Annotated in this window: 16 protein-coding genes, 1 tRNA gene and 1 pseudogene; 10 read left to right on the top strand and 8 right to left on the bottom strand. The window is 70.5% G+C overall.

Going from position 1 to position 23,244, the window contains the following annotated elements; translation table 11 throughout:
* A partial coding sequence (locus tag AC5LUJ_RS15040) for a putative bifunctional diguanylate cyclase/phosphodiesterase (protein WP_493465134.1) occupies positions 1–1,602 on the top strand: 1,602 nt, incomplete at its 5' end.
* A gap of 119 nt (positions 1,603–1,721) precedes the next feature.
* Here the strand turns inward: AC5LUJ_RS15040 and argS are convergent.
* The 3 genes from argS to AC5LUJ_RS15025 form a co-directional block, all read right to left on the bottom strand.
* Entirely contained in the window at positions 1,722–3,461 is a 1,740-nt protein-coding gene (argS, locus tag AC5LUJ_RS15035; protein WP_493465133.1) for an arginine--tRNA ligase, read from the bottom strand.
* A 150-nt stretch (positions 3,462–3,611) separates the two neighbouring features.
* Positions 3,612–4,757: a fatty acid desaturase family protein gene (locus tag AC5LUJ_RS15030; RefSeq protein ID WP_250289566.1), complete on the bottom strand. Its 1,146-nt coding sequence runs from the start codon at positions 4,755–4,757 to the stop codon at positions 3,612–3,614.
* A gap of 11 nt (positions 4,758–4,768) precedes the next feature.
* Positions 4,769–5,833 carry a ferredoxin reductase gene (locus AC5LUJ_RS15025; RefSeq protein WP_250282766.1) on the bottom strand — a complete coding sequence of 355 codons (1,065 nt, stop codon included), beginning with the start codon at positions 5,831–5,833 and terminating at the stop codon, positions 4,769–4,771.
* Positions 5,834–6,001: 168 nt separating this feature from the next.
* Between AC5LUJ_RS15025 and AC5LUJ_RS15020 the strand changes: the two genes are divergently transcribed.
* A complete protein-coding gene (locus tag AC5LUJ_RS15020; protein ID WP_445548186.1) occupies positions 6,002–6,337 on the top strand; it encodes a helix-turn-helix transcriptional regulator in 336 nt (111 codons plus the stop codon).
* Positions 6,338–6,562: 225 nt separating this feature from the next.
* Positions 6,563–8,329: a Na+/H+ antiporter gene (locus tag AC5LUJ_RS15015; RefSeq protein ID WP_493465132.1), complete on the top strand. Its 1,767-nt coding sequence runs from the start codon at positions 6,563–6,565 to the stop codon at positions 8,327–8,329.
* Here AC5LUJ_RS15015 and AC5LUJ_RS15010 read toward each other — a convergent pair.
* Both AC5LUJ_RS15010 and AC5LUJ_RS15005 read right to left on the bottom strand, forming a co-directional pair.
* Positions 8,216–8,695 (bottom strand): annotated as a pseudogene (locus AC5LUJ_RS15010) (serine/threonine-protein phosphatase); the annotation flags it as partial. The gene AC5LUJ_RS15015 and the pseudogene AC5LUJ_RS15010 overlap by 114 nt on opposite strands.
* Positions 8,696–9,665: 970 nt before the next feature.
* Positions 9,666–9,748: transfer RNA gene (locus AC5LUJ_RS15005), tRNA-Leu, on the bottom strand.
* Between the two features lie 115 nt (positions 9,749–9,863).
* Here AC5LUJ_RS15005 and AC5LUJ_RS15000 point away from each other — a divergent pair.
* From AC5LUJ_RS15000 to pknB, 7 genes are all read left to right on the top strand, one after another.
* Positions 9,864–11,447 carry an FHA domain-containing protein gene (locus AC5LUJ_RS15000; protein ID WP_250282761.1) on the top strand — a complete coding sequence of 528 codons (1,584 nt, stop codon included), beginning with the start codon at positions 9,864–9,866 and terminating at the stop codon, positions 11,445–11,447.
* Positions 11,448–11,453: 6 nt separating this feature from the next.
* Positions 11,454–12,002: an FHA domain-containing protein FhaB/FipA gene (locus AC5LUJ_RS14995; RefSeq protein ID WP_250282759.1), complete on the top strand. Its 549-nt coding sequence runs from the start codon at positions 11,454–11,456 to the stop codon at positions 12,000–12,002.
* Positions 11,999–13,426: a PP2C family protein-serine/threonine phosphatase gene (locus tag AC5LUJ_RS14990; RefSeq protein ID WP_250282757.1), complete on the top strand. Its 1,428-nt coding sequence runs from the start codon at positions 11,999–12,001 to the stop codon at positions 13,424–13,426. The genes AC5LUJ_RS14995 and AC5LUJ_RS14990 overlap by 4 nt, the downstream gene beginning before the upstream one ends.
* Before the next feature lie 10 nt (positions 13,427–13,436).
* Positions 13,437–14,918 carry an FtsW/RodA/SpoVE family cell cycle protein gene (locus AC5LUJ_RS14985; protein ID WP_250282756.1) on the top strand — a complete coding sequence of 494 codons (1,482 nt, stop codon included), beginning with the start codon at positions 13,437–13,439 and terminating at the stop codon, positions 14,916–14,918.
* Entirely contained in the window at positions 14,915–16,369 is a 1,455-nt protein-coding gene (locus AC5LUJ_RS14980) for a peptidoglycan D,D-transpeptidase FtsI family protein (protein WP_250282754.1), read from the top strand. Before AC5LUJ_RS14985 ends, AC5LUJ_RS14980 begins: the two co-directional genes overlap by 4 nt.
* Before the next feature lie 146 nt (positions 16,370–16,515).
* Positions 16,516–18,366 (top strand): serine/threonine-protein kinase, encoded by a 1,851-nt coding sequence (locus AC5LUJ_RS14975; protein ID WP_493465135.1) that lies wholly within the window; start codon positions 16,516–16,518, stop codon positions 18,364–18,366.
* Positions 18,350–20,281 (top strand): Stk1 family PASTA domain-containing Ser/Thr kinase, encoded by a 1,932-nt coding sequence (gene pknB / locus AC5LUJ_RS14970; protein WP_250282943.1) that lies wholly within the window; start codon positions 18,350–18,352, stop codon positions 20,279–20,281. The genes AC5LUJ_RS14975 and pknB overlap by 17 nt, the downstream gene beginning before the upstream one ends.
* A 90-nt stretch (positions 20,282–20,371) precedes the next feature.
* Here pknB and AC5LUJ_RS14965 read toward each other — a convergent pair whose 3' ends face one another.
* The 3 genes from AC5LUJ_RS14965 to AC5LUJ_RS14955 form a co-directional block, all read right to left on the bottom strand.
* Positions 20,372–21,019: an aminodeoxychorismate/anthranilate synthase component II gene (locus AC5LUJ_RS14965; RefSeq protein WP_250282945.1), complete on the bottom strand. Its 648-nt coding sequence runs from the start codon at positions 21,017–21,019 to the stop codon at positions 20,372–20,374.
* A gap of 118 nt (positions 21,020–21,137) precedes the next feature.
* Positions 21,138–23,009, bottom strand: coding sequence for an AMP-binding protein (locus tag AC5LUJ_RS14960; protein ID WP_250282947.1), 1,872 nt, complete (start codon positions 23,007–23,009; stop codon positions 21,138–21,140).
* A gap of 36 nt (positions 23,010–23,045) precedes the next feature.
* The coding region (locus tag AC5LUJ_RS14955) for a hypothetical protein (protein ID WP_493465131.1) at positions 23,046–23,244 on the bottom strand (199 nt) is incomplete at its 5' end.

Here is a 23,244-nt window from a genome sequence, read left to right as displayed (position 1 = left end):
CCCCCGGCTGGCATCCCCACGGCTGGCATCCCCCCAACCGCCGCCGCCCCGGACCCGCTCTCGGCCCGGCCGGCCCCGGGGCGGCAGGGAGGGCCGGCCGTGCCCGCGGCGGACGCCACCGGCACGGCCGGCTCCAGCTCCGGTGCGTTCACCGATCACGAGATCGAGTTCGTGCGGACGGCCGCGGCCGTGCTGAGCGCGGCGGCCATCCGTTACCAGGTCGAACGCGACGCCAACCACCGTGCCCTGCACGACGAGCTCACCGGGCTGGCCAACCGCACCGGGCTGTTCGAGCGGCTCGGTGCGGCCCTGAAGCAGGACCAGCCGGCGCGGGACCGGCCCGCCCGGGGCCGGCGGAAGCGGGGCCTGTCGAAGCAGGGCCGGCAGCGCCGGACCGGGCTCCTGTTCGTCGACCTCGACGGGTTCAAGGGCGTCAACGACTCACTGGGGCATCACATCGGCGACCGGCTGCTGTGCGAGGTCGCCACCCGCCTGCGGGGCGCTGTCCGGCCCGGGGACACCGTCGCTCGCCTCTCCGGCGACGAGTTCGCCGTCGTCTGCGAAAAGATCACGACGGAAACCGTCCTGTGCGCCATCGCCGAACGGGTCGTGACCGCCCTCTCCGAGCCCATGATCCTCGACGGATGTCAGGTGAGTGTCAGCGCCAGCGTCGGCGTCGCCCTGTCCGGGCCGGACATCCCCGGCCCCGGCGGCCTGCTACAGGCCGCCGACATCGCCATGTACGGCGCCAAGCACCAGGGCCGCGGCCGCTACCTGCTCTTCGAGGAGAGCATGCGGCACGCGTCCCTGGACAGGCTCACCATCGAGAACGACCTGCGCAACGCCCCTGGCACGGACGATCTCCGGTTGCACTACCAGCCCGTCGTCGGCGTCGACGGTGAGGCCGCCGGAGCCGAGGCCCTCCTGCGCTGGCAGCATCCCGAACGCGGCCTGCTGCACCCCGAGGCGTTCCTCTCCCTCGCCGAGGAGACCGGGATAGTCGTCCAGCTGGACCGGTGGGCCCTGCACACCGCCTGTCATGCCGCGGCCGCCTGGGCGGCCACCTGGATGGCGGGCCCAGCACCGGCACCCCCGCCGCGCATCGGCGTCAACGTCTCCATCCGCCAGTTCACCGACCCCGGTTTCCTGCCCGGCATCGAGGCGCTCCTGCGGGCCACCAACGCCGATCACCGTTACCAGCTCTGCCTCGAGATCGCCGAGAGCGCCCTGGTGGACGACGATGAGACTGTCACCGCGGCCCTACAGGCCGTGCGCGCCCTCGGCGTCGCCATCTATGTCGACAACTTCGGCACCGGGCATCTGTCCCTGACCCGGCTGCGCGGCCTGCCGCTCGACGGCCTGAAGATCGACCGCCGGTTCATCGGCGGGCTGACCGACGATCCCACCTCCTACGCCATCGTCGCCGCCGTCATCCAGCTGGCCCACGTCCTGGGCATGACCGCCATAGCGAACGGGGTGGAGACCCCGGAGCAGCTTGCCGCGCTCGTCGGCCTGCGCTGCGACCTCGTGCAGGGCTACTACCTCGCCCGCCCCGAAGCGCACCTGCCCGCCCGGCAGCCGGTCGCCGCCGGCCAGCCGTGACAGGCCCGCGCCCATGGCCGGCCCCGGGCCGAACCGCGGCAAGGGGCCGGCCAGGAGCCAGGGCAGGGGGCAGGGGCATCGCCGGTGCCGGTGCTGGTGCCGGTGGTCGGAAAATCCGGTCACATCCGCTCGGGCGCGGTTATCCCGAGCAGGTCAAGGCCGGTCGCGAGGGCACGCCGGGTCAGATCGCACAGGGCGATCCGGCTGACGCGGACCGGCTCCTCGGCACGGAGAATAGGACATTTCTCGTAAAAATTCGTGAAAGCGGCCGCCAGGCCGAAGAGATAACCCGCCAGCCGGTGGAACTCGAGCGAGTCGGCAATGCCCTCGACCACGTCGCCGAAGCTGAGCAGATGAATCGCGAGATGACGTTCCTCGGGCTCGTCGACCCGGATGTCGGCGGCGGCGACCGGATAGGTCAGCCCGGCCCTGCGGAACACCGAGCAGATCCTCGCGTGGGCGTACTGCAGATAGGGTGCGGTGTTGCCGTCGAAAGCCAGCATGCGGTCCAGGTCGAAGACATAGTCCTTCGACCGGTCGGTCGAGATGTCCGCGTACTTCACGGCACCGGTCCCGATCGCCTGGGCGACCTGCGCACGGGTTTCCGCGTCCAGCGTGGGATTCTTCACGGCGATGACGTCGGCCGCCCGGGAAACGGCCTGCTCCAGCAGGGCGACGAGTTTCACGGAGTCGCCGGCCCTGGTCCGCAGCATCTTGCCGTCGGCGCCCAGGATCGACCCATGCCCGATGTGCTCGGCCCGTACGGGCTCACGAAGCCAGCCGGCCTCCCGGGCCACCTCGTAGATCATCTCGAAATGCTGGTACTGCGGCAGCCCCACCACGTAGAGCAGCCGGGTCGCGTGCAGGTCGCGAATCCGGTGACGAATCGTCGCCAGATCGGTGGTCGCGTACCCGTAGCCGCCGTCCCGTTTGCGCACGATGAGCGGCAGGGGCTCACCATCCCGGTTCTTGAACCCTTCCGGGAAGGCGCACAGTGCGCCGTCGCTCAGCCGCAGCAGCCCCAGCTCGGCCAGCTCGTCGACGACCGGGCCCAACTGCTCGTTGTAGGAGCTCTCCCCGCGGAAGTCCGCCTCGGTGAGCAGCACGCCGAGCTGGGAGTAGACGGTCAGGAAGTACGTCTTCGACTCGCCGACCAGGACGTGCCAGAGCCGGCGTGTCGTCGGGTCGCCGGCCTGGAGCTGGACGACCCGTAGCCGGGAACGTTCCTTGAACGCCTCGTCCGCGTCGAACTTCACCCGGGCGGCCTTGTAGAAGGCGTTGAGGTCGCCGACGGAGAGCTCGTGGGCGGCCTCGGACTCGCCGACGTCGAGCAGATGCTCGACCAGCATGCCGAACGGCGTGCCCCAGTCCCCGATGTGGTTCTGCCGGACGACCTGATGGCCCAGCCAGCCCAGCAGCCGCACCGCGGCGTCCCCGATGATCGTCGACCGGAGATGGCCGACGTGCATCTCCTTGGCGGCGTTCGGCCCGGAGTAGTCGACGACGACCACCTCGGGCTCGGGCACCGGCGCGACGCCCAGCCGCTCGTCGTCGAGCATCTCCCCGAGCAGGCGCTCCAGCGCGGACGCGGCCAGGTGCAGGTTGATGAACCCCGGCCCCGCCACCTCGACCGTCTCGCACAGGTCGTCGAGCTCGGCGGTCCTGACCACCTCGGCGGCGATGTCACGCGGGCTGCGACGAAGGCGGCGAGCCAGCGAGAGGGCCGCGTCCGCCTGATAGTCCGCCCGCTGCGACCGCCGGATGGCGGGATCGACCTGTTCGCCGGCAGCCTCTTCGCCGGCAACGGCCGTGAAGGCCGCGCCCAACCGCTCGTCGAGAAGACGTTCCAGGCTCGTCACCCCCGTGAATCTACCGACTCGCCAACCGGCCCGGACCGCTGTGCACTGCCACGCCCGCCGATCCGCGCCACGTGCCCGCCGGTCGGGTTGGCGATGCCCACTTCGAGGAGGCTCGACTTCGAGGAGCTCGAGCGCTCCCGGGCGCGGATCTCACACCACACTCTCGGCGGGGATGCGGTGGGCGTGTGCGTGCTCGGACCGGTGGGCGCGGTCATCACCGAGATCGACAGGCCATCGAGCAGGGCCTGGGAGCGCCAGCCGCAGAATGCGCTTCCACACGCTGGACGTCTGCCGCGGCAACGAGCCGGTGTTGTAGGGAATGCCGAAACGTGCGCACAGGGCGCGTACCTCCGGCGCGATCTGGGCGTACCGGTTGCTGGGCAGGTCGGGAAAAAGGTGGTGTTCGATCTGAAAACTCAGGTTCCCGGTCAGGATGTGGAACAACGCGGAGCCCTCGATGTTGGCCGAGCCCAACATCTGCCGCAGGTACCACTCGCCGCGGGTCTCCCCCTCGATCTGCTCCTCGGTGAAAACCTCGGCTCCTTCCGGGAAATGACCACAGAATATGATCATATGAGCCCAGACGTTGCGGATGGTGTTGGCGGTGAGGTTACCGAACAGAACGGGCAGGAAAGCCGGGCCGGCGAGCAGCGGGAAGGCCACGTAGTCCTTGAGCACCTGACGTCCTCCCTTCCGCAGCGCTGTCGACAGCTGGGTCAGGGTCTCGGCCCAGTTCTTCTCGCCCCGCCAGGCGCGTTCGAGCTCGGAGTCGTAGATCGCTATTCCCCACTCGAAGACCACTGCAAGCATCAGGTTGTACAGCGGCTGGGCGAGATAGAGGGGATGCCAGGGCTGCTCCGGGTGGACCCGCAGCGCGCTGTAGCCAATGTCCCGGTCCTTGCCGAGAACGTTCGTGTAGGTGTGGTGCACATAGTTGTGGGAATGTTTCCACTGCTCGGCGGAAGACCCGGAGTCCCACTCCCAGACGGTGGAGTGGATCTCAGGGTCGCGCATCCAGTCCCACTGCCCGTGCAGAACGTTGTGCCCGATCTCCATGTTCTCCAGGATCTTGGCGGTGGCCAGCATCGCAGTGCCCGCCAGCCACGCCGGGGGCAGCAGGGAGGCGAACATGACCGCCCGTCCCCCCGCCTCCAGGCTCCGCTGAACGGTAATCACCCGGCGGATGTAGCGGGCGTCGCCCTCCCCCAGACTCGCCAGGATCTCCTCGCGGAGCCGGTCGAGCGCACGACCGAACTCCTCGACATCCACAGCGGTGAGCTGTGTCGTGCCTGCCATACTCATCCCTCCTACAGATCGATCTCGATGTCGCCGGCCGTGGCCGACACGCACGTCTGGATATGATCATCCGTGTCGCCGTGTTCCCGGCCGGTGCGCAGGTCCCGCACCCGGCCGGACAGGAGCCGTGCCACACAGCTACGACAGACGCCCGTACGGCAGCCACTGGGCATGAGGACACCGGCGCTCTCCCCCACCACCAACAGCGGGGCGTCGCCGTCGGCGTCCACCTCCCGACCGCTCCTGGCGAACCGGACCCGGCCCCCGGCACCACCCTCCGAAGCCGTGACAGGGCGGAAACGCTCCACCCGCAACCGGTCGGCGATCCCCGCCCGGCGCCACCGGGCCTCGGCGTCCGCGAGCAGCCCCGGAGGTCCGCAGGCCCAGGCCGCCCGTTCGGCCCAGTCGGGGCAGACCGTGGCCAGCTCGGTCATGGTGAGCCGTCCCGCCCGGGTCCGGGTGTGCCGTTCGTGCAGCCGCAGGCCCGGGAAGCGGCGGGCCAGCTCCCGTAGCTCTTCACCGAAGATGACGGCGTCCCGTGTCGGAGCCGAGTGCACGAGAACCACGTCCGGCATCTCGTCGCCGAGCGCAAGTCCGCGCAGTATCGACATGACCGGTGTGATACCGCTGCCGGCCGTCACGAACAGCAACCGCTCCGGCAAGGCCCGGGGCAGCACGAACTGCCCCTGGGGATGTTCCAGGCGAACGATCGCACCGGGTCGGATCCGCTCGACGAGGTAGGGGGACAGCCGCCCGTTCACCAGGATCTTGACGGTGATCGAGAATGTGCCGCCGGGACGTCCAGGCGGTGAGGACACCGAGTAGGGACGCCATTGCCACACGCCGTCGACATCCACGCCGACCCGGACGTACTGGCCCGCACGATGTTCCTTCCAGCCCGCGCCAGGGCGGATCACGATGGTCGCGGCGTCGGCGGTCTCCGGCCGGAGGGCTTCGACCCGCCCGCGTAGCCTCCGGTGGGACCAGAGCGGATCGATCAGGCCCAGATAGTCGTCAGGTAGAAGGGGCGTCGTCAACGAGGTCGCAGCCTCGCGCAGGAACCTCCCGACTGCCACCGTGTGCTTCCTCCCGGTTGTCGGAGGTCGGGAATGGTGCGGGCGCTGCCCGGTGCACGGCCAGAGAAACGGATCTTCCCGACCGGCACCTCATCCGACAGCGGACAAGCTGGCTATTACTCATGGTAGAAAGTTCAATCACTTCAAGCAACATGGATCTTGCTTATCATGGCCACCGGCGAGACCGAGGAGTGCGGATGGATGCATTCCGCAAGAATTCATTCCATTTATTTCTATATCGGGATCGGCCGGCCCGTGCCCATGCCGCGCATCCGCGGGAGTGAGCCGGCCGTATTGCCGTACGGTGGTGGAATGGGCGGCAAACAACTGTGGACGACCGGGGACATCGCCCAGAGGCTGGGCATCTCCGTGCAACGGGCCCGGCTCCTCTCCCGTCGACCGGACTTTCCCGATCCCGTCCAGGAAGTCCCCCACTTCAGCCTGTGGCGTGCCTGCGACGTGGAGTCCTGGCTCGTGAACGGCGCGGCCGACGGCGAAACGTAGTCGGCGTTGGTGTGCCACCGGCCGGCCCCCACCCGCTCCCAGGGGAATTCCTTCCGCATGACGGATCCGCGATCCGCCGCGTCCGCGTCGTAACCGGGGACGCGCGCCGTGCCGGACGACCGGCGAGCGGGCCTACGCCGGTCCCGAACTCGTCGATCTCACACGGACCCGTGACGAATTCATCCGGACGTCCAGGTAGACGACGGACACGGCGGATGCCGGAGGGTGGAGTGGACAGTGCTGGTCGACGTCGCCTACGGGCTGCTGGGCGCGGGAATGATTATCTTCGCAGCCCTGGCCGCGCAGAGGGTCGGCCTGCCGGCGCCGGTCCTGCTCGTCGCCGCCAGCATCCTGTACGCCCTGCTGCCCGGTCCGAACATCGCACTGGACTCCGAGGTCGTCCTCGTCCTGGTCCTGCCGCCGCTGCTGTACTCCGCGGCACTGAACTCGAGCCTGACGGGGATCCGCGCGAACCTCCGGACCGTGATCTCACTGTCCGTCCTGTTGATCATAGCGACCGCTCTTCTCACGGGCTACCTGCTGGCAGTGGTCGTGCCCGGTCTGTCATTCGCGGCCGCCTGCGCTCTCGGCGCCGCGCTGGCTCCGATGGACCCGGTCTCGGCGCTGTCCATCGGACGGCGGGTGGGCCTGCCCGAACGGCTGCGTACCGTGATCGAAGGGGAGAGCCTCCTCAACGACGCGACGGCTCTGACCGTGTACACGGTGGCGGTGGCCTCGCTGGTCGGCGGGGGTTTCGACGTGCCGTCCGCGGTGGGACGGTTCGTCCTGGCCCTCGCCGGGGGGATCACATTCGGCCTCGCCGTCGCCTGGATCGTCGGGCTGGTCCGTCGCCGGCTGGAGGAACCGGTGGTGGAGACCACCCTTTCGCTGGCAACCCCGTTCCTGGCCTACCTGCCGGCGGAGGCCGCCCACAGCTCCGGCGTCCTCGCCGCGGTGGTCGCGGGCCTGGTCCTGGGCCACCGGTCACGGCGGCTGCAGTCCGGGCCCGCGCGCCTGCACGCCGTGGCCGTCTGGCACCTCGTCGACCTCCTGCTGGAGGGATTCGTCTTCCTCCTCATCGGCCAGCAGCTGCCGGCCGTCCTCCACAACATCCAGAAGTATCCGGTCAGCACGGTGATCGCCGCGACGACGGTCACGACCGCCTCGATCGTGCTGCTACGCCCCCTGTGGCTGCTGCTGCCCACCCTGCTGCCCGTGCGGCTGCGGATCCTCTCGCCGCACCCGAACCTCACCGGCCGTGAACTGACCGCTCTGTCCTGGACGGGCATGCGCGGAGTGATCTCCCTCGCCGCCGTCTTCGCGCTGCCACCGTCCGCCGGCAGCGTCCCCTTCCCGCAGCACGACCTGCTGCTGTTCTGCGCGTACGTCACGGTGCTGGTCACACTCGTCGGTCAGGGACTCACCTTCGGCCCGCTGCTGCGGTGGCTGGGGGTACGACCCGACCTGGACGAGGACCAGCGCCTGCGCGCACGGGCACGGATCGCGGCGGCGGACGCGGGGCTGCGAGCGCTGGAGTCGCTCCAGAACCGCGAGTCGGTCCCCGAGGACATCGTCGAACGGCTGCGGAACATCGCGGACATCCGCAGGAGACGGAGCGAGGACATCCTCGCGGCGCTGGCTGTGGACACCACGGCCAGCCTCGCAGCCGAGAGCGCCAGCGCCGTGTTCGGTCACGTCCGCAGAACCATGATCGAGGCGGAGCGGGACGAACTGCTGCTCTGGCGGGACACCGGGAACCTGCCCGACAGCAGCCTCCGGCTGCTAGAGAACGAACTCGATCGTGAGGAGGGGGCGCTGCAGCAGACCGGTGACGAACTGGTCGGGCCGAATGTGCGCCGCCATCATCGTGTTCGCCCGCACGCTCTGCTCGGCGAGATCCCCACCGCCACGGCGGACGTTGCGCAGGCTGCCCACCAGCAGGGTCGCCAGCAGCGCCGCCGCCAGCTCGTGTCCCATCGCGTCGGTGAGTGACACATACAGCTGGGAACGCCCGAAGCTGTAGTCGAAGGTGTCCCCGGCCACGGATCCCGCGGGCTCCACCCAGCCGGCCACCGTCGCCTGCGCACCCTCACAGGTGAACGACTCCGGCAGCAACCGCCGTTGGATCTCCGCCGCCAGCCCGAGCGGGACGGAACGCTGGCCCCACTCGAACAGATCCGTGTACCGCCGGTTCGTGATCACGATGTAGGCCAGGGCATGCCCCGTGGCGGCGACGGTCTCGACAGCATCCTCGGTGGCACCGGCAGGCAGGTGTGCCTCGAGCACCCCGATCGCCTCACCGCGGGCCGTGACCGGCACATACACACTCGTCCGGGCCGAGGACCGGTACACCCGCATCCGCTGTGTCCGCAACACCCGCCCGTGGACGGTGTCGTCCGCCGACACCCGTTCCATCGTGTTTCCGCCCGCCCCGTCCCCATCGGGAAACCGCACCAGATAACCGCCCGCATAGTCCGCGATCAGGAAGGAGACCCCAAACGCGCCGATCATCCGGGCCAGCTCACCCGCCACCGCGTGCACCGCGTCGGCGGGAGCGGCGCGTTCCACCGCCGTCAGCAGCTCCCGTAAATCGGCCGTTCCAGAAGGTGCCACTCCCCTCATCTTAGTCAGCGCCACGATAACCGGCACTCCAGGCTACCGGACTCTTACCTTCAACTTGTCACTTTGACCTCTTTCGGTCACATTTCGTGATAGGTGATGATGATCAGGGATGTTCCGGCGTGTCGTCATGGCATGAAACGACCTCCTGTTGACCGTTGCTTCCCGCCAAGGACACCATGATCAAACAGAAGGCCGCGGCGCGACAGTTCGGCCCACAACGTCCCTGCGGTCGAATACCCGAATGTGGTGGGTCGGCTCCGAGGGGAGTTCTACCGCTGCCCGGCCCGGCGGAGCGACGCGCTGTTCGAACTTGCCGATGCCGTGGGGACGCCGAACGCAACCGCGACGGTATACATGAAAGGTCTTTCAGGGACGGATGGGCAACAGCGGCTGGCTGGGGCCTTCGCCGGCGCCCGAGCACTCGATCGCGGCGGCGACGGTCGCAAGCTCGTCGTCGTCGAGCGTCAGGTCCGCCGCGCCGGCCCAGTCGGCGATCTGCGTAGGGCGGCGCGCGCCAGAACTTCGCCGTGAGGAGCTCGCGCTTGCTAGCCGGCGTCAGCGTCGACTACTACCGATCACGCTCGCCGACGCCAACCCCAACCCCAACCCCAGAACCGTGGGGGGTGCCGGGGGGCTCGGCCCCCCGGCAGACATCTCGGCCCCCGGGGAAGCCCCCCCCAGGGGGCGACCAGCATGAGCCAGCTCGTGGGCGAGGGGGGAGTTGAACCCCCACGTCCGTCAGGACACACGGACCTGAACCGTGCGCGTCTGCCATTCCGCCACTCGCCCGAGTGCGACTATCACGCTATCACGCGATCCGAGCCGCCCGAGACGTGGGCGGTGCTCAACCGGAAGCATACGATCTCAGTGCCGGTAGCAGGCCGGGGGAGGAGGGGAGGCCGAGATGGGCGTGCTGCAGCGCTTCGAGCGTCGCCTGGGCGGCCTCGTCGAGGGCGCCTTCGCCAAGGTCTTCAAGGGCGGTGTCGAGCCGGTCGAGATCGCAAGCGCGCTGGCTCGTGAGACCGATGACCGGCGTGCCACCAGTGCGAACCGGGTGCTCGTCCCGAACGAGTTCGCGGTCGAGCTTGCCACCAGCGACTTCGCCCGGCTCGCTCCTTATACGCGAGCGCTTTGTGACGAGCTGGCCGAGATGGTTCGGGAGCATGCCGCCGAGCAGCGGTACACGTTCGTGGGGCCGGTGGGGGTGCGGCTGGCCGAGGCTGGCGATCTCGATGTCGGGGTGTTCCGTATCCGTAGCAGTGTCGCCGCGGCCGATCCGGGCGCGGTGGCTGGCAGGCGTGCGGCGGGGCGGTCGCGGCCGATGCCGCCGGGGGCTCCTCGGCTTGTCGTCTCGACCAGGCCGGGGCCTGATGGCCGGGTCGGCGGGGAGGAGCGTGAGTACCCGCTGGACGTCGAGGTCACGGTCATCGGCCGCAGCGTGGAATGTGATATCCGTCTCAATGACACCGGGGTATCCCGCCGGCACGGCGAGGTGCGTCGGATGCCCGACGGGCAGTTCGTCTACGTTGATCATGGTTCGACCAACGGGAGCATCGTCAACGGCCGGGCCGCCAGCCAGGTGAAGCTCGCCAGCGGTGATCAGATCGAACTGGGCGCGACGATCCTGACCTTCCGGCGGGACGATCCACGGGGCGCCGACAGGGGCCGGGCCGCCGGGCGCGTCCCGGCGGGCGCGCCGGTCCCCGCGGGCGCGCCACCGGGCCCGGCGGGTGGGTATCCCCCCGCCTCGGCGCCGCCTGCTCCTTCTGGCGACCCGCGGGCACGGCCTGCCGATCCCCGCCGTGGTGACCCGCGCCAGGGTGTCCCCCCTGGTGGTTACCCGCCTGCCCCCCCGCCGGCGGATCCCTACCGGGGCGACCCGTACCGTGGTGGCGATCCCTATCGGGGTGAGCCGCGGCGTGGCGGCCCGCCCGGCGGCTACCCGCCCGCGCCGGCGGGCCCGTACCGTGACGACCCGTATCGTGATGACCCGCGTAGAGGTGGCTCCCCCGGCGGCTATCCGCCCCCGCCCGCGGAACCGCCGTACCAGGGTGGCGGACGTCCGGTCAGGGGCCAGCCCGCGGGAGGCCGGCCGGGGGATCCGTATGGTGGCGGTTCCCGCTACGACGACCCGTACGGGGAGAGGGAGGGCCAGTACCGTGGCGGCAACCCGTACGACCAGTCCGGCGGCCGGCCTCCCGGTACTCCGCCGAGCGGCTACGGCCCGGGTGCGCCTCCGGGTGCGCCCAGTCGTGGCGGCCAGCCCGGCTACGGCGACCCACGGCGCGGCGGCGACCCACGGCGCGGCGGCGACCCACGGCACGGTGTCGCGCCGGTGCGGCCGGACGACGCCGACCTGTACGAGCAGGACACCCAGCGTCCGGGCCGGGTCCCCCCTGGGGAGGGCCGGCGTCCGCAGGACCGGGATCCCTACGGTGATCGTCCCGCTGGGCCGGGGGCGGCGGATCCGAACGAGCACGCCTGGTAGGACGCCGTGAGCGGATCCCAGCCCAGCGACCTGGTCCTCCTGGTCGTGAAAATCAGCTTCCTGGCGCTGTTGTGGTTGTTCGTCCTGGCTGCCGTCCGCGCGGTGCGCGCGGACATGTTCGGGCCGACGAAACGGCAACGGCAGAACGTCCAGGGGCTGGGCCACGGAGCGGCGGCCCAGCCGGCGCCCGTGCCCGCGCACCCGGCCCGTCCGGCACCGCCGCCGGCCGGCCCGCAGAACGCGCCCGCCAGCCGGCGGGCGCGCACACCGAGCAAGCTGGTCGTCACGAAGGGACATCTCGCGGGGACGATTCTTCCGCTCGGACCGGCGCCTGTCACCATCGGACGTGCACAGGACTCGACTCTGGTGCTGGAGGACGACTTCGCATCCGCGAGACATGCAAGACTCGTCCCCCACGACGGCCAGTGGTTCGTCGAAGATCTGGGCTCGACCAACGGTACTTACCTCGACCGCACGAAAGTGACCAGTCCCATGCCGGTTCCTCTCGGCGCGCCGGTCAGGATCGGGAAAACCGTCCTGGAGCTTCACCGGTGAGCCTTAGGCTTCACTACGCCGTTCGCTCGGACGTCGGCCACGTCCGGGAAGGCAACGAAGATTCCGCCTACGCGGGCACTCGGCTACTGGCCGTGGCCGACGGAATGGGCGGCCACGCGGCCGGGGAGGTCGCCTCCTCCACCGTGATCTCCCAGCTGGCCGGCCTGGACGACGACATCACCAGCGGCGCGGTCCTGGAGGTGCTGGCCGACTCGGTGCACCAGGCCAACAACCAGTTGCGCGAGATGTCCGTCCAGGACGGGGCGCTGGAGGGCATGGGCACCACGGTCACCGCCCTGCTGCTCGCTGGGACCCATCTCGGGGTGCTGCACGTCGGCGACTCCCGGGCGTACCTGCTGCGGCACGAGGTGCTCAACCAGGTGACCCACGATCACACCCTGGTGCAGGATCTCGTCGACCAGGGCCGGATCACGGCCGAGCAGGCGGACACGCATCCCCAACGGTCGTTACTGATGCGTGCGCTCGACGGCCGCGACGTCGAGCCGGACCTGTCCATCCGGGAGGCGATCCCGGACGACCGCTATCTGCTGTGCACCGACGGGCTGTCCGGCGTTGTGACGGAAACCACCATCCGTGAGGCGCTGCTGCTGCCGACGCCGCAGGAGGCCGTCGACCGGCTGGTCGAGCTCGCGCTCAAGGGCGGCGGGCCGGACAACATCACCGTTGTCGTCGCCGACGTCGTCGAGGACGACGGCGAGGACACCAGCCCGCTCGTAGCCGGTGCCGCCGCGGAGAAGCAGGCCGTGCCGGGAGCCTTGGCCGCCCGTACCGGGCCGAACCCCCGGTACGGCGACCAGGACTCCCCGGCCGCCAGAGGCGCGCGAATCGGTCGGCACGGCCCCGCGCCGCGTGCCGAGAGCTCCGACAGCGTGGTGGACGAGGACACGCAGCCGCTCGCCCGGCGGTCGCCGCCCCGGCCGGCCTTCATCATCCTGTGCGTGGTGATCGTCCTGGCCATCGTGACCGTCTGCGGCTGGTTCTACCTGCACAACCGGTACTACGTCGGGGTCGACGGCGACCAGGTAGCGATCTTCGAGGGTGTCGAGGGGAGCATCGCCGGCTTCTCTCTGCACCGGTTCAAGGAGCCCTCCATACCGCTGAGCGATCTCAACGACGAGGGGAAGCTGCAGGTGGAGAAGGGCTACTCTGCCAGTAGTCTCAGCGAGATCCAGCGCTATGTCGCCAACCTGCGGGCCCAGTTCCCCGCCACGCACCCGGCCGACGCCAGCACAGCACCGACGGTGGCGCCGACGCCAGCGGGCAGCGACGGGGAGAAGAACGCCGGGGACGCTCAGGGCTCCCTGGGCGCTGTCACCAGCCCATCGGCACTCTGCGCCACCACTCCTGTCTCGAACTGTAACCCGGCCATCCCAGCGGCCCCGCCGGTCTCGACGCCTGGATGACGCCGACAGGATGACTGTTCTCCCTCCGCTTCGCGGCAAGGCGGTCGATCTCACGGGAACCTTCGCCCGGTTCCCGATACCGGCCGATGTCCATCTGCCGCCGTACCGTCGGCGAGAACTCTCCCTGCTGCTGTTCGCCGGCCTGCTCGCCACCGCCGCCCTGGCGGCCGTCGTGCTCGCCGTCGACGGAAAGATCACCACGTCGGTGTTCGTCTACGGCCTGGGCTTCAGCGCGCTGTGGGGGGTGGCCCACCTGGCCGTGCGCCGGTTCGCGCCGGCCGCCGACCCGGTACTGCTCCCGCTGGTCGCGGCCCTCAACGGCCTCGGCCTCGTCATGATCTACCGGCTGGACCTGGCCAAGGTGGAAGCCGCCGAGAAGGCCGGCAGAAAGATACCGTCCGGCGTCGCACCGTTACAAATGATATGGACGCTGCTCGCGCTCGTCGTCTTCGTGCTGGTGCTGGCGGTCATCCGGGACCACAAGACGCTGTCGCGCTACGCCTACACGGCGGGGCTGGTCGGCCTGGTCTTCCTGGTGCTGCCCGCGATGCCGGTGTTCGGCGCGACCATCAACGGCGCCCGGCTGTGGCTGCGGGTCGGGCCGTTCACCTTCCAGCCCAGCGAGATCTCGAAGATCATTCTTATGGTCTTCTTCGCCGGCTACCTGGTGAACAAACGCGAGGTGCTCTCGGTGGCCTCCCGGTCCTTCCTCGGGATCCACTTCCCGCGCGCCCGGGACCTCGGGCCGGTGCTCGTCGCCTGGCTCGCGAGCCTCGGCGTCCTCGTCGTCGAGAAGGACCTCGGCTCGTCCCTGCTCTTCTTCGGCATGTTCCTGGTGATCCTCTACGTCGCGACCGAACGGGCGTCCTGGGTGCTTATCGGGCTCGCCCTGTTCTCGCTCGGCGCGGTCATCTCCTACCACCTGTTCGGGCACGTCCAGGTCCGGGTGGACGGCTGGTTGCACGCGTTCGACGGCGACAACCCCACCAGCACCTCGTATCAGCTGGTGCAGGGCCTGTTCGGGTTCGCCGCCGGCGAGATCACCGGCACCGGGCTCGGGCAGGGCAGCCCACAGCGGGTCCCCTTCGCCAACACCGACTTCATCGTCGCGAGCATCGGTGAGGAACTCGGCCTCGCCGGGATCATGGCCATCCTCGTCATCTACGGGCTGGTTGTCACCCGTGGCCTGCGGGCCGCGCTCGGCGCCCGTGACCCGTTCGGCAAGATGCTCGCGACCGGCCTGGCCGCCTCGTTCGCCCTCCAGGTGTTCGTGCAGGTCGGCGGTGTCATGCGACTCATCCCGCTGACCGGCCTGACGCTGCCCTTCATCTCCTACGGAGGCTCTTCGATCGTCTCGAACGCGGCCATCATCGCGCTGCTGCTGCGGATCAGCGACTCCTACCGCCGGCCCGGCCCGGCCACCCCGGCCGCGCCGCTGTTCGACCCGAACGCCGTCGCCGACAGCCCCACCCAGGCGGTGCGGACGACGTGAACGCGCCCATCCGCAAGGTCGCCGTCGCCTGCCTGGTGCTGTTCACCGCCCTGCTGGTCAACGCCAACTGGCTACAGGCGAAGCAGGCTGGCGAACTGCGTCACGAACCGAACAACGCCCGCCAGATCACCGAACGGTTCGAACGGGAACGCGGCTGGATCGGCGTGGCCGGCGGGCAGGCGGTCGCGAGCTCGGTGCCGTCCGACGACGAGTACAAATACCAGCGGCAGTACCCGGCCGGGAAACTGTATGCCGCCGTCGCCGGCTACTACGGCCTGTACACCTCCGCCGGCCTGGAGAACTCCCAGAACGACATCCTCTCCGGGGAGGACGACCGCCTGTTCGTTTCCAAGGTTTCCGACCTGGTGACCGGACGCAAACAACGGGGTGGCAGTATCGTCACCACGCTGGTACCCCGGATCCAACAAATCGCGACCACCGCGCTCGGCAACCGTAAGGGGGCGGTCGTGGCGCTCGACCCGAAGACCGGCGAGATCCTCGCGATGGTGACCAGTCCGACATACGACCCGACACCGCTGGCCAGCCACGACGATGCCGAGGCCGGCAGAGCCGCCCGGGCACTGAACACCGACCCGGACAAGCCGCTGCTCAACCGCGCGACCCAGGAGACCTACCCGCCCGGCTCCACCTTCAAGGTGATCACCGCGGCGGCCGCGCTCAACGCCGGGCACCAGCTCGAGGAACGCATCGCCGCCCCCGACCAGCTCCGGCTGCCGCAGAGCAGGACCGTGCTGCCGAACTTCGGCGGCGAACGCTGCGGGGACGGCGACACGGACACCCTCATCCACGCTCTGACGATCTCCTGCAACACGGCGTTCGCCCAGCTCGGTATGGATCTCACCGACGACACCCTGCGCGCCCAGGCCGAGGCCTTCGGTTTCAACTCCACCATCCCCGGCTTCCCGCTGCCGCTGGTGCCCAGCGTGTACCCGCCCCAGCAGCTCGACAAGGCCCAGACCGCGCAGTCCGCCATCGGGCAGTTCGACGACCGGGTCACCCCGCTGCAGATGGCCCAGGTCGCCGCCGCCATCGGCAACAACGGGGTGATGATGCGGCCGTACATCGTCTCCGAGCTGCTCGGCCCGGACCTCAAGGCGCTCAGCCGCACCGAGCCGGAGGTCTACAAACGCCCCGTGAGCCCGGACGTCGCCGCCGCCCTGAACACGATGATGCAGAGCGTGGTCAGCAGCGGCACCGGTACCAAGGCGCGGATCCCCGGCGTCGCCGTCGCCGGCAAGACCGGCACCGCCGAGCACGGTGACAACGAGCCCCCGCACGCCTGGTTCATCGGCTTCGCGCCCGCCGCCAGCCCGAGCGTGGCCGTCGCGGTCGTGGTCGAGGACGGCGGCGGGGAGTTCGGCACCGGCGGCGCGGTCGCCGCGCCCGTGGCCCAACAGGTCATGAAGGCCGCATTGGATGTCCGGCAGTGACCGGCCCACCGCCGCCAGGCGTCCCGGGGCCGGGCCCGGGCCTGCCGGAATCAGGCGTCCCGGCACCGCGGATCCCCCCGGCACCGGGCGTCCCGGCACCAGGCGTCCCGGCACCAGGCGTCCCGGCCGCGGACGGGCGGGACGCGTTGCCGCCGTTCGCGGGAGCGGCCTCACCGGCCGCCGCGCAGCCTTTCGGCGCCTCGCCGAAAGGCACCGTTCTCGACGGCCGCTACCTCCTGGAAGGACGCATCGCCACCGGTGGGATGGGCGAGGTGTGGCGGGGTCTCGACCGCACCCTCGGGCGTCCCGTCGCCGTGAAGCTGCTGCGCCCGGAGTACGCCAGCGACGAGCTGTTCCTGGTCCGCTTCCGCGGCGAGGCCCGGCACGCCGCCCGGGTGTCGCATCCGGGTGTGGCGTCCGTCTACGACTACGGCGAGGTCGTCACCGATGGTGACCGCCCGACCGCCTACCTGGTGATGGAGCTGGTCGAGGGCGAGCCCCTGTCGGCGTTGCTGCACCGGGAGAAGCGCCTGTCCCCGGAGAAGACCCTGGACGTGCTCGGGCAGGCCGCGGACGCCCTGCAGGCCGCGCACACCCTTGGCGTCGTGCACCGGGACGTCAAGCCCGGCAACCTGTTGCTGCGGACCGACGGCGCGGTCAAGGTCACCGACTTCGGGATCGCGCGCGCGGTGGACGCCGCGCCGCTGACCGCCACCGGAATCATGATGGGCACCGCCTACTACGTCTCCCCCGAGCAGGCCTCCGGCCGGACGGTGACCCCGGCCAGCGACGTGTACTCCCTCGGCGTGGTGGCCTACGAGTGCCTGGCCGGCCGGCGGCCCTTCGACGACCGCAACCCGATCGTGGTCGTGATGGCGCACCAGCAGGACGACCCGCCGCCGCTGTCGCCCGACATCCCCGAGCCGGTGCGCAGCCTCGTCCAGGCGGCGATGGCCAAGGACCCGGCCCAACGGCCGTCGTCGGCCGGCTCGTTCGCCCGCACCGCCGCCACGATCCGTCGCAACCTGTGGAACGCGGACATGACCCGCCGGGCCACCAGCCCGCCGCCCGCGCCCCGGCCGGACCCCGCCGGGGATCCCACCGGACGCTGGCCCGGGCCGACGGGAGCACCCGGGCCGGCCGCGGGCGGGGCGGGGCCCAGCGGGGACCGGCCACCGTCCTGGACCCGCCGGCACACCCGGGCCGACAGCTTCTCCGAAGGGGATCAGCCGTACCGGGATGCCCGGCCGTCCTGGGACGCCGGCGCCGCCCACGACGGCCGCCAGCCCGACCAGGAACCGCCGGGGACGCCGACGGGCACGCCCCCGGCCGCCTGGGGCACGCCGCCCCGGCCGCCCGTGCCCGGCGGCGGATACCCGGCGGACGGCTACGCGGCCCCCGGGTACCGGGAGGCCGGCTATGCCGGCGCGGGCGCCGACGCCCGGACCGGCACCGGCTATGGGACCGGCACCGGCACCGGCTATGGGACCGGCCGCGAGACCGGCTACGACGCCAGCTACGACACCACGAGCCGACCGGACATCCAGCCGACGAACGTCGCCCGGCTCCAGCCGCCCGGCAACCGCGCGGCCTCCGCCCCGCCGCCGGACGCGCGGGGGGCCCGGCGACGGCGGCCCCGCGGCCGGGCCGCGGAGGGCACGACGTCCGCGGGCAGGCGACGGCTGCCACTTCCAGTACTGATAGCACTACTGATCGCCACAGTTGCGATCACCGCGCTGGTCACCCGGTCGATCGCCGGGTCCAGCGGATCCTCCGAAGGCGCGCCGGCCCTGACCCGGGCGGTGCACGGGCCCGGATCCGAAGATGGCATCGTCACCGGTGACAGTACGACCGGGACCAGCGGTGTCACGGACGGCAGCCGGATCACCGGCGGCCCGGCCGGCCGCACGGACGCGGCCGGACCAGATGTCCGGGAAGCGTCCGCGGGTACCGGCCCGGGAAGCGGAAAGGCGAGCACGGGTGGCAGTCGTGACTGAGGTGTTCGGGACCGAACCTCGCCTGGTGGGCGGGCGCTATGAGCTGGGCGAGGTCCTCGGGTACGGCGGCATGGCCGAGGTCTACCGCGGCCGGGACGTCCGGCTCGGCCGCGAGGTCGCGGTCAAGGCGCTGCGGGCCGACCTCGCCCGGGACCCCACCTTCCTGGCCCGCTTCCGCCGCGAGGCGCAGTCCTCGGCCGCCCTGAACCACCCGGCGATCGTCTCGGTCTACGACACCGGCGAAGATCTGATCAACGGCACGACCGTCCCGTACATCGTGATGGAGTACGTGGAAGGCCGCACCCTGCGGGACGTGCTCCAGCAGGAGGGCCGGTTCACCGAGCGCCGGGCCATGGAGATCACCTCCGACGTGTGCGCCGCCCTGGACTACAGCCACCGGATGGGGATCATCCACCGGGACATCAAGCCCGCCAACGTCATGCTGTGCCAGGACGGCTCGGTCAAGGTGATGGACTTCGGCATCGCCCGGGCGACCACCGCGACCACGTCCAACATGACGCAGACCGCCGCGGTGATCGGCACCGCCCAGTACCTGTCGCCGGAGCAGGCCCGCGGCGTCCGGGTGGACGCGCGCAGCGACGTCTACTCGACGGGTGTGCTGTTCTACGAGCTGCTGACCGGGCAGCCGCCGTTCCGCGGCGACTCGCCGGTGGCCGTCGCCTACCAGCACGTACGGGAGAGCCCGCAGCCGCCGTCCAGCCACGACCGCACCATCACGCCCAACGCCGACGCGATCGTGCTCAAGGCGATGGAGAAGGATCCCGACGACCGCTACTCCACCGCCGGGCAGATGCGGGACGATCTCGAGCGGGCGCTGGCCGGCCGGCCCATCTACGCCCCTCCCCCCCAGCTCGACAACGACCAGCTCACCACCCGGCTGGGCGTCTCGCCCACGGCCACGGCGGGGACGCACCTGATCTCCCGCGGCCGCGGCGGCCCCTACGACAACGTCCCGGACGACCCCTACGGCCGCACCGGCGGCTACGACCGGGCCGGCTTCGGCGGCCCCGGGGGGGGCGACGGCGGGCCACCGCCGGAGAAAAGACGTTCGGACGCCTGGAAGTACATCCTCGCCGGCCTGTCCGTGGTGGCGGTGTTCGTTGTCGTCACCATCATCGCGACCAACATGCTCGGCGGCGGGGGCGGGAACGGCCACGACACCGCCGCCGACACCGCGACGATCCCGACGAACCTCATCGGGCAGAAGTACGAGACGGCCAAGAACAGCCTGAGCTCCGCGGGCTTCACCAACGTCATCTCGAAGCCCACCGACAACAACGAGCCGAAGGACCAGGTGCTCAACGTCGAGCCGGCCCCGGGCACCGCCGTGTCGAAGAGCGCGCAGATCACCCTCATCATCTCGAAGGGGCCGGGTGACCTCACCGTTCCGGACGTGGCGGGGCTGACGCAGGCCGCGGCCACCGCCAAGCTGAAGGCGGCCGGGCTGGTGGTGAAGACCTCCGCCTTTACCGACGCGACAACCCGCCGGGCCGGGCTGGTCGAGTCCAGCGACCCGGCGGCGGGGACGTCGATCACCCCCGGCGAACAAGTGATCATCTACGTGGTGAGCGCGCAGGCGACCGTCCCGAACGTGACGGACCAGCCCGTCGACCCCGCCAAGGGCGAGCTGGAGCGCTTCGGCTTCAAGGTCGTCCAGCAGGCTGTCGCGAGCAGCAAGCCGACGGGCACCGTCGTCTCCCAGAGCCCCGGCGGCGGCCTGGCGACCCGTGGGTCGACCGTGACGCTCTACATCGCCCAGCAGCAGCCCGCCGCCACCGAGATACCGACGTCGACACCGACCGCCACCACGACACCGAGCCAGACACCGTCGCCAAGCCCGACCCCCTCCAAGCGGGGCCTCGATGACGTGCTCAACCCCCCTGGCAGGGTGTAGCGGCGCTGCCCCCACGGCCGTCCCGTTCGAGGCACCCACCGGAGCCCCGACAGGGATCATCTGGTGGACCCCGCCGGGCGGCACCCTCCGTCAGGCGAAAGCTGCCTGACGGAGGGTCTCGACCTCGGCCGACAGCGTCGGCGCGACCGATAGCGCGGTGTCGTCCCCGCAGACCGACAGCCAGCGAGCCAGCAGCAGATGACCACCCTGCGTAAGCACCGATTCCGGGTGGAACTGGACACCCTCCAGCGGAAGGGCCCGGTGCCGCATCGCCATCACCACACCGCTGTCGGTCCAGGCGGTCACCTCGATCTCCGCCGGGAGGGTCGCCCAGTCCACCGCGAGCGAGTGGTAGCGGGTCCCGATGAACGGTGACGGCAGGTCCGCGAGCACCCCGGCCCCCTGGTGGCGCACCACGGACGTCTTGCCGTGCAGCAGTTCGGGCGCCCGGCCGACCGTCGCGCCGAAGGCGACCCCGAGAGCCTGATGCCCCAGGCACACCCCGAGCATGGGGATGCCGGCCGCCGCACACGCCCGGATCATCGGCACACTGACCCCGGCCGCCTCCGGCGTGCCCGGGCCGGGCGACACCAGCACCCCGGCGACGCCGAGGGTCGTCAGCTCGTCGACGTCGACCTCGTCGTTGCGGCGGACGACGCTGTCCGCGCCGAGCTGGCCCAGGTACTGCACCAGGTTGAACACAAACGAGTCGTAGTTGTCGACCACCAGGATTCGCATGTTCCTCCTCTTACCACCGAACCCGCCCCGCCACCGGGCCAGCCGCGGAATCCGGCGGATCCCTGGCGCGGGACGCGACGGTGGCCGGCCCGGGAGCGTCCAGCCGGGCCACGGTCGGTCAGTTGCCGTCGGTGGCGTTTGGCCCGGCGGCGGCAGTCGGCTCGGCGGCGGCAGTCGGCTCGGCGGCGGCAGTCGGCTCGGCGGCGGCAGTCGGCTCGGCGGCGGCCGGCCGCTGGGCCTTTGCCCGCTCCTCGTCACGCAGCGCGCGGCGCAGCACCTTGCCGATCCCGATCTTCGGCAGCGGCTCCGACCGGAATTCGATGATCTTCGGGACCTTGTAGGCGGAGAGCCGTTCGGAACAGTACGCCCGCACCTCGTCGACGGTGAGCGACGCGTCGGGCCGCAGCACCAGGAAGGCCTTCACCGTCTCGCCACGGTACGCGTCCGGGACGCCGATCACCGCGCTCTCGGCGACCTCGGGAATCCCGGCGAGCACATCCTCGATCTCGTTGGGCGAGATGTTGAACCCGCCCGCGATGATGAGCTCCTTCTTCCGGTCGACGATCTCGAACCAGCCGGCGGCGTCCATCTGGGCGACGTCGCCGGTGAACAGCCATCCGTCGTCGCTCAGCACGGTCCTGGTGGCCTCCGGGTTCCCCCAGTACCCGGCGAACACCTGCGGGCCCCGGATGAGCAGTTCCCCGGGCTCCCCCAACGGCACTTCCCGCGTGTGGTCCTCCAAGTCGACGATCTTCGCTTCGGTGGACGGGAAGGGCAGGCCGATCCAGCCGGGGCGGAGCTCGCCGCGCAACGGACCGGCATGGGTCACCGGGGATGCCTCCGTCATGCCGTAGCCCTCGACGACCGGGGTGCCGGTCGCGCCCTCCCACTGCCGCTGCAGCTCACCGGGCAGCTTCATCGCGCCGGAGATGCACCCGCGGATCGAGGTCAGGTCGACGTTCTTCGACCGGGGATCGTCCAGCAGCGCCCGGTAGATCGGCGGCACTCCCGGGAAAATGGTCGGACGATGCCTGGCGATGGCGTCGAGCACCAGAGCCACGTCGAATTTCGGTACGAGCACAACGTGTGCGCCGATCAGCATTCCCACTGTCATGCACAATGTCAGCCCGTACGCGTGGAACATCGGCAGGAGGGCGAGGACGACCTCCCGCCCGGCCTGCGCGTCGGCGAACCACGCCCGGCACTGCACGGCATTGGCGACGAGATTACGGTGGGTCAGCATCGCGCCTTTGGCCGGACCGGTCGTCCCCGTCGTGTAGAGCAGGACCGCGACATCGGACATGGCCACCGGCGCCGACGTCCGTACCGGTGCGGCCCGGCCACTGCGGTACACGTCGAGGAAAGCGTGGGCGCGGGCGCCGGCGGGCAGCTCCGTCACGATTTCGGCGCGTTTCCGGCGGGCCGGCGGAATGGGCAGCCGCAGCAGCAACTGGTCTTTTTTCGGCAGAAAGTCGGGAATCGATGTGGAGATCACCTCGCGGACCATGGTCCGGCCGGAGCGGCGGGCCGCCTCCACCACCGCGTAGGCACGGTCCAGACACACCACGTACTCGGCCCCGCAGTCGGCAAGCTGGTGGGTCAGCTCGGTCTCGGTGTAGAGCGGGTTGGCCTCGGCCACGACCGCGCCCAGCCGCAGGACGGCGTAGAAAGCAATCACGTGCTGCGGACAGTTCGGCAGAATGAGCGCCACCCGGTCACCCGCGACGACGCCGAGCCTCGCCAGGCCACCGGCGAACGCGTCGACATACTCGCGAAGCCGACTATAGGTCAGCGTCGTCCCGAAGAAGGAGATCGCCGGGTTCGCGGGAAACTCCGCGACGGCGTTCTCGAACATCTGGCCCAGCGTGATATCGGGGATCTCGACCGCGATGGGGACGCCGTCAGCGTACGACGACTGCCACGGCCGGTCAGCATAGGTGCCGGTCTCGAGCGTGCCGGTCTCCCGCTCGGTTGTCGATCCACCTGGCATCGCGGACACCTTCCCTTGTCGGACTGCGGTTGGGCGTCATTCTGGCAAGGAAGTGGCAGGGAAACAGCTCCCGGGAGGGGCGATTTCCCGATCACCGTCACGCACGGCCCCCGTGGCCGTCGCCTCGGCGCCCATGACGGTATCCACCGCCGTATCCACGGCAGCAGTCCACAACGTATCGACAATATTGTCACGTTTTGCCACCGACCCGGCACCCCGCCGGACGGCTCGTGCC

This window comes from Protofrankia sp. CiP1_Cm_nod3 (genome assembly GCF_982290655.1).
This window is presented reverse-complemented; position numbering and strand designations above follow the sequence as displayed.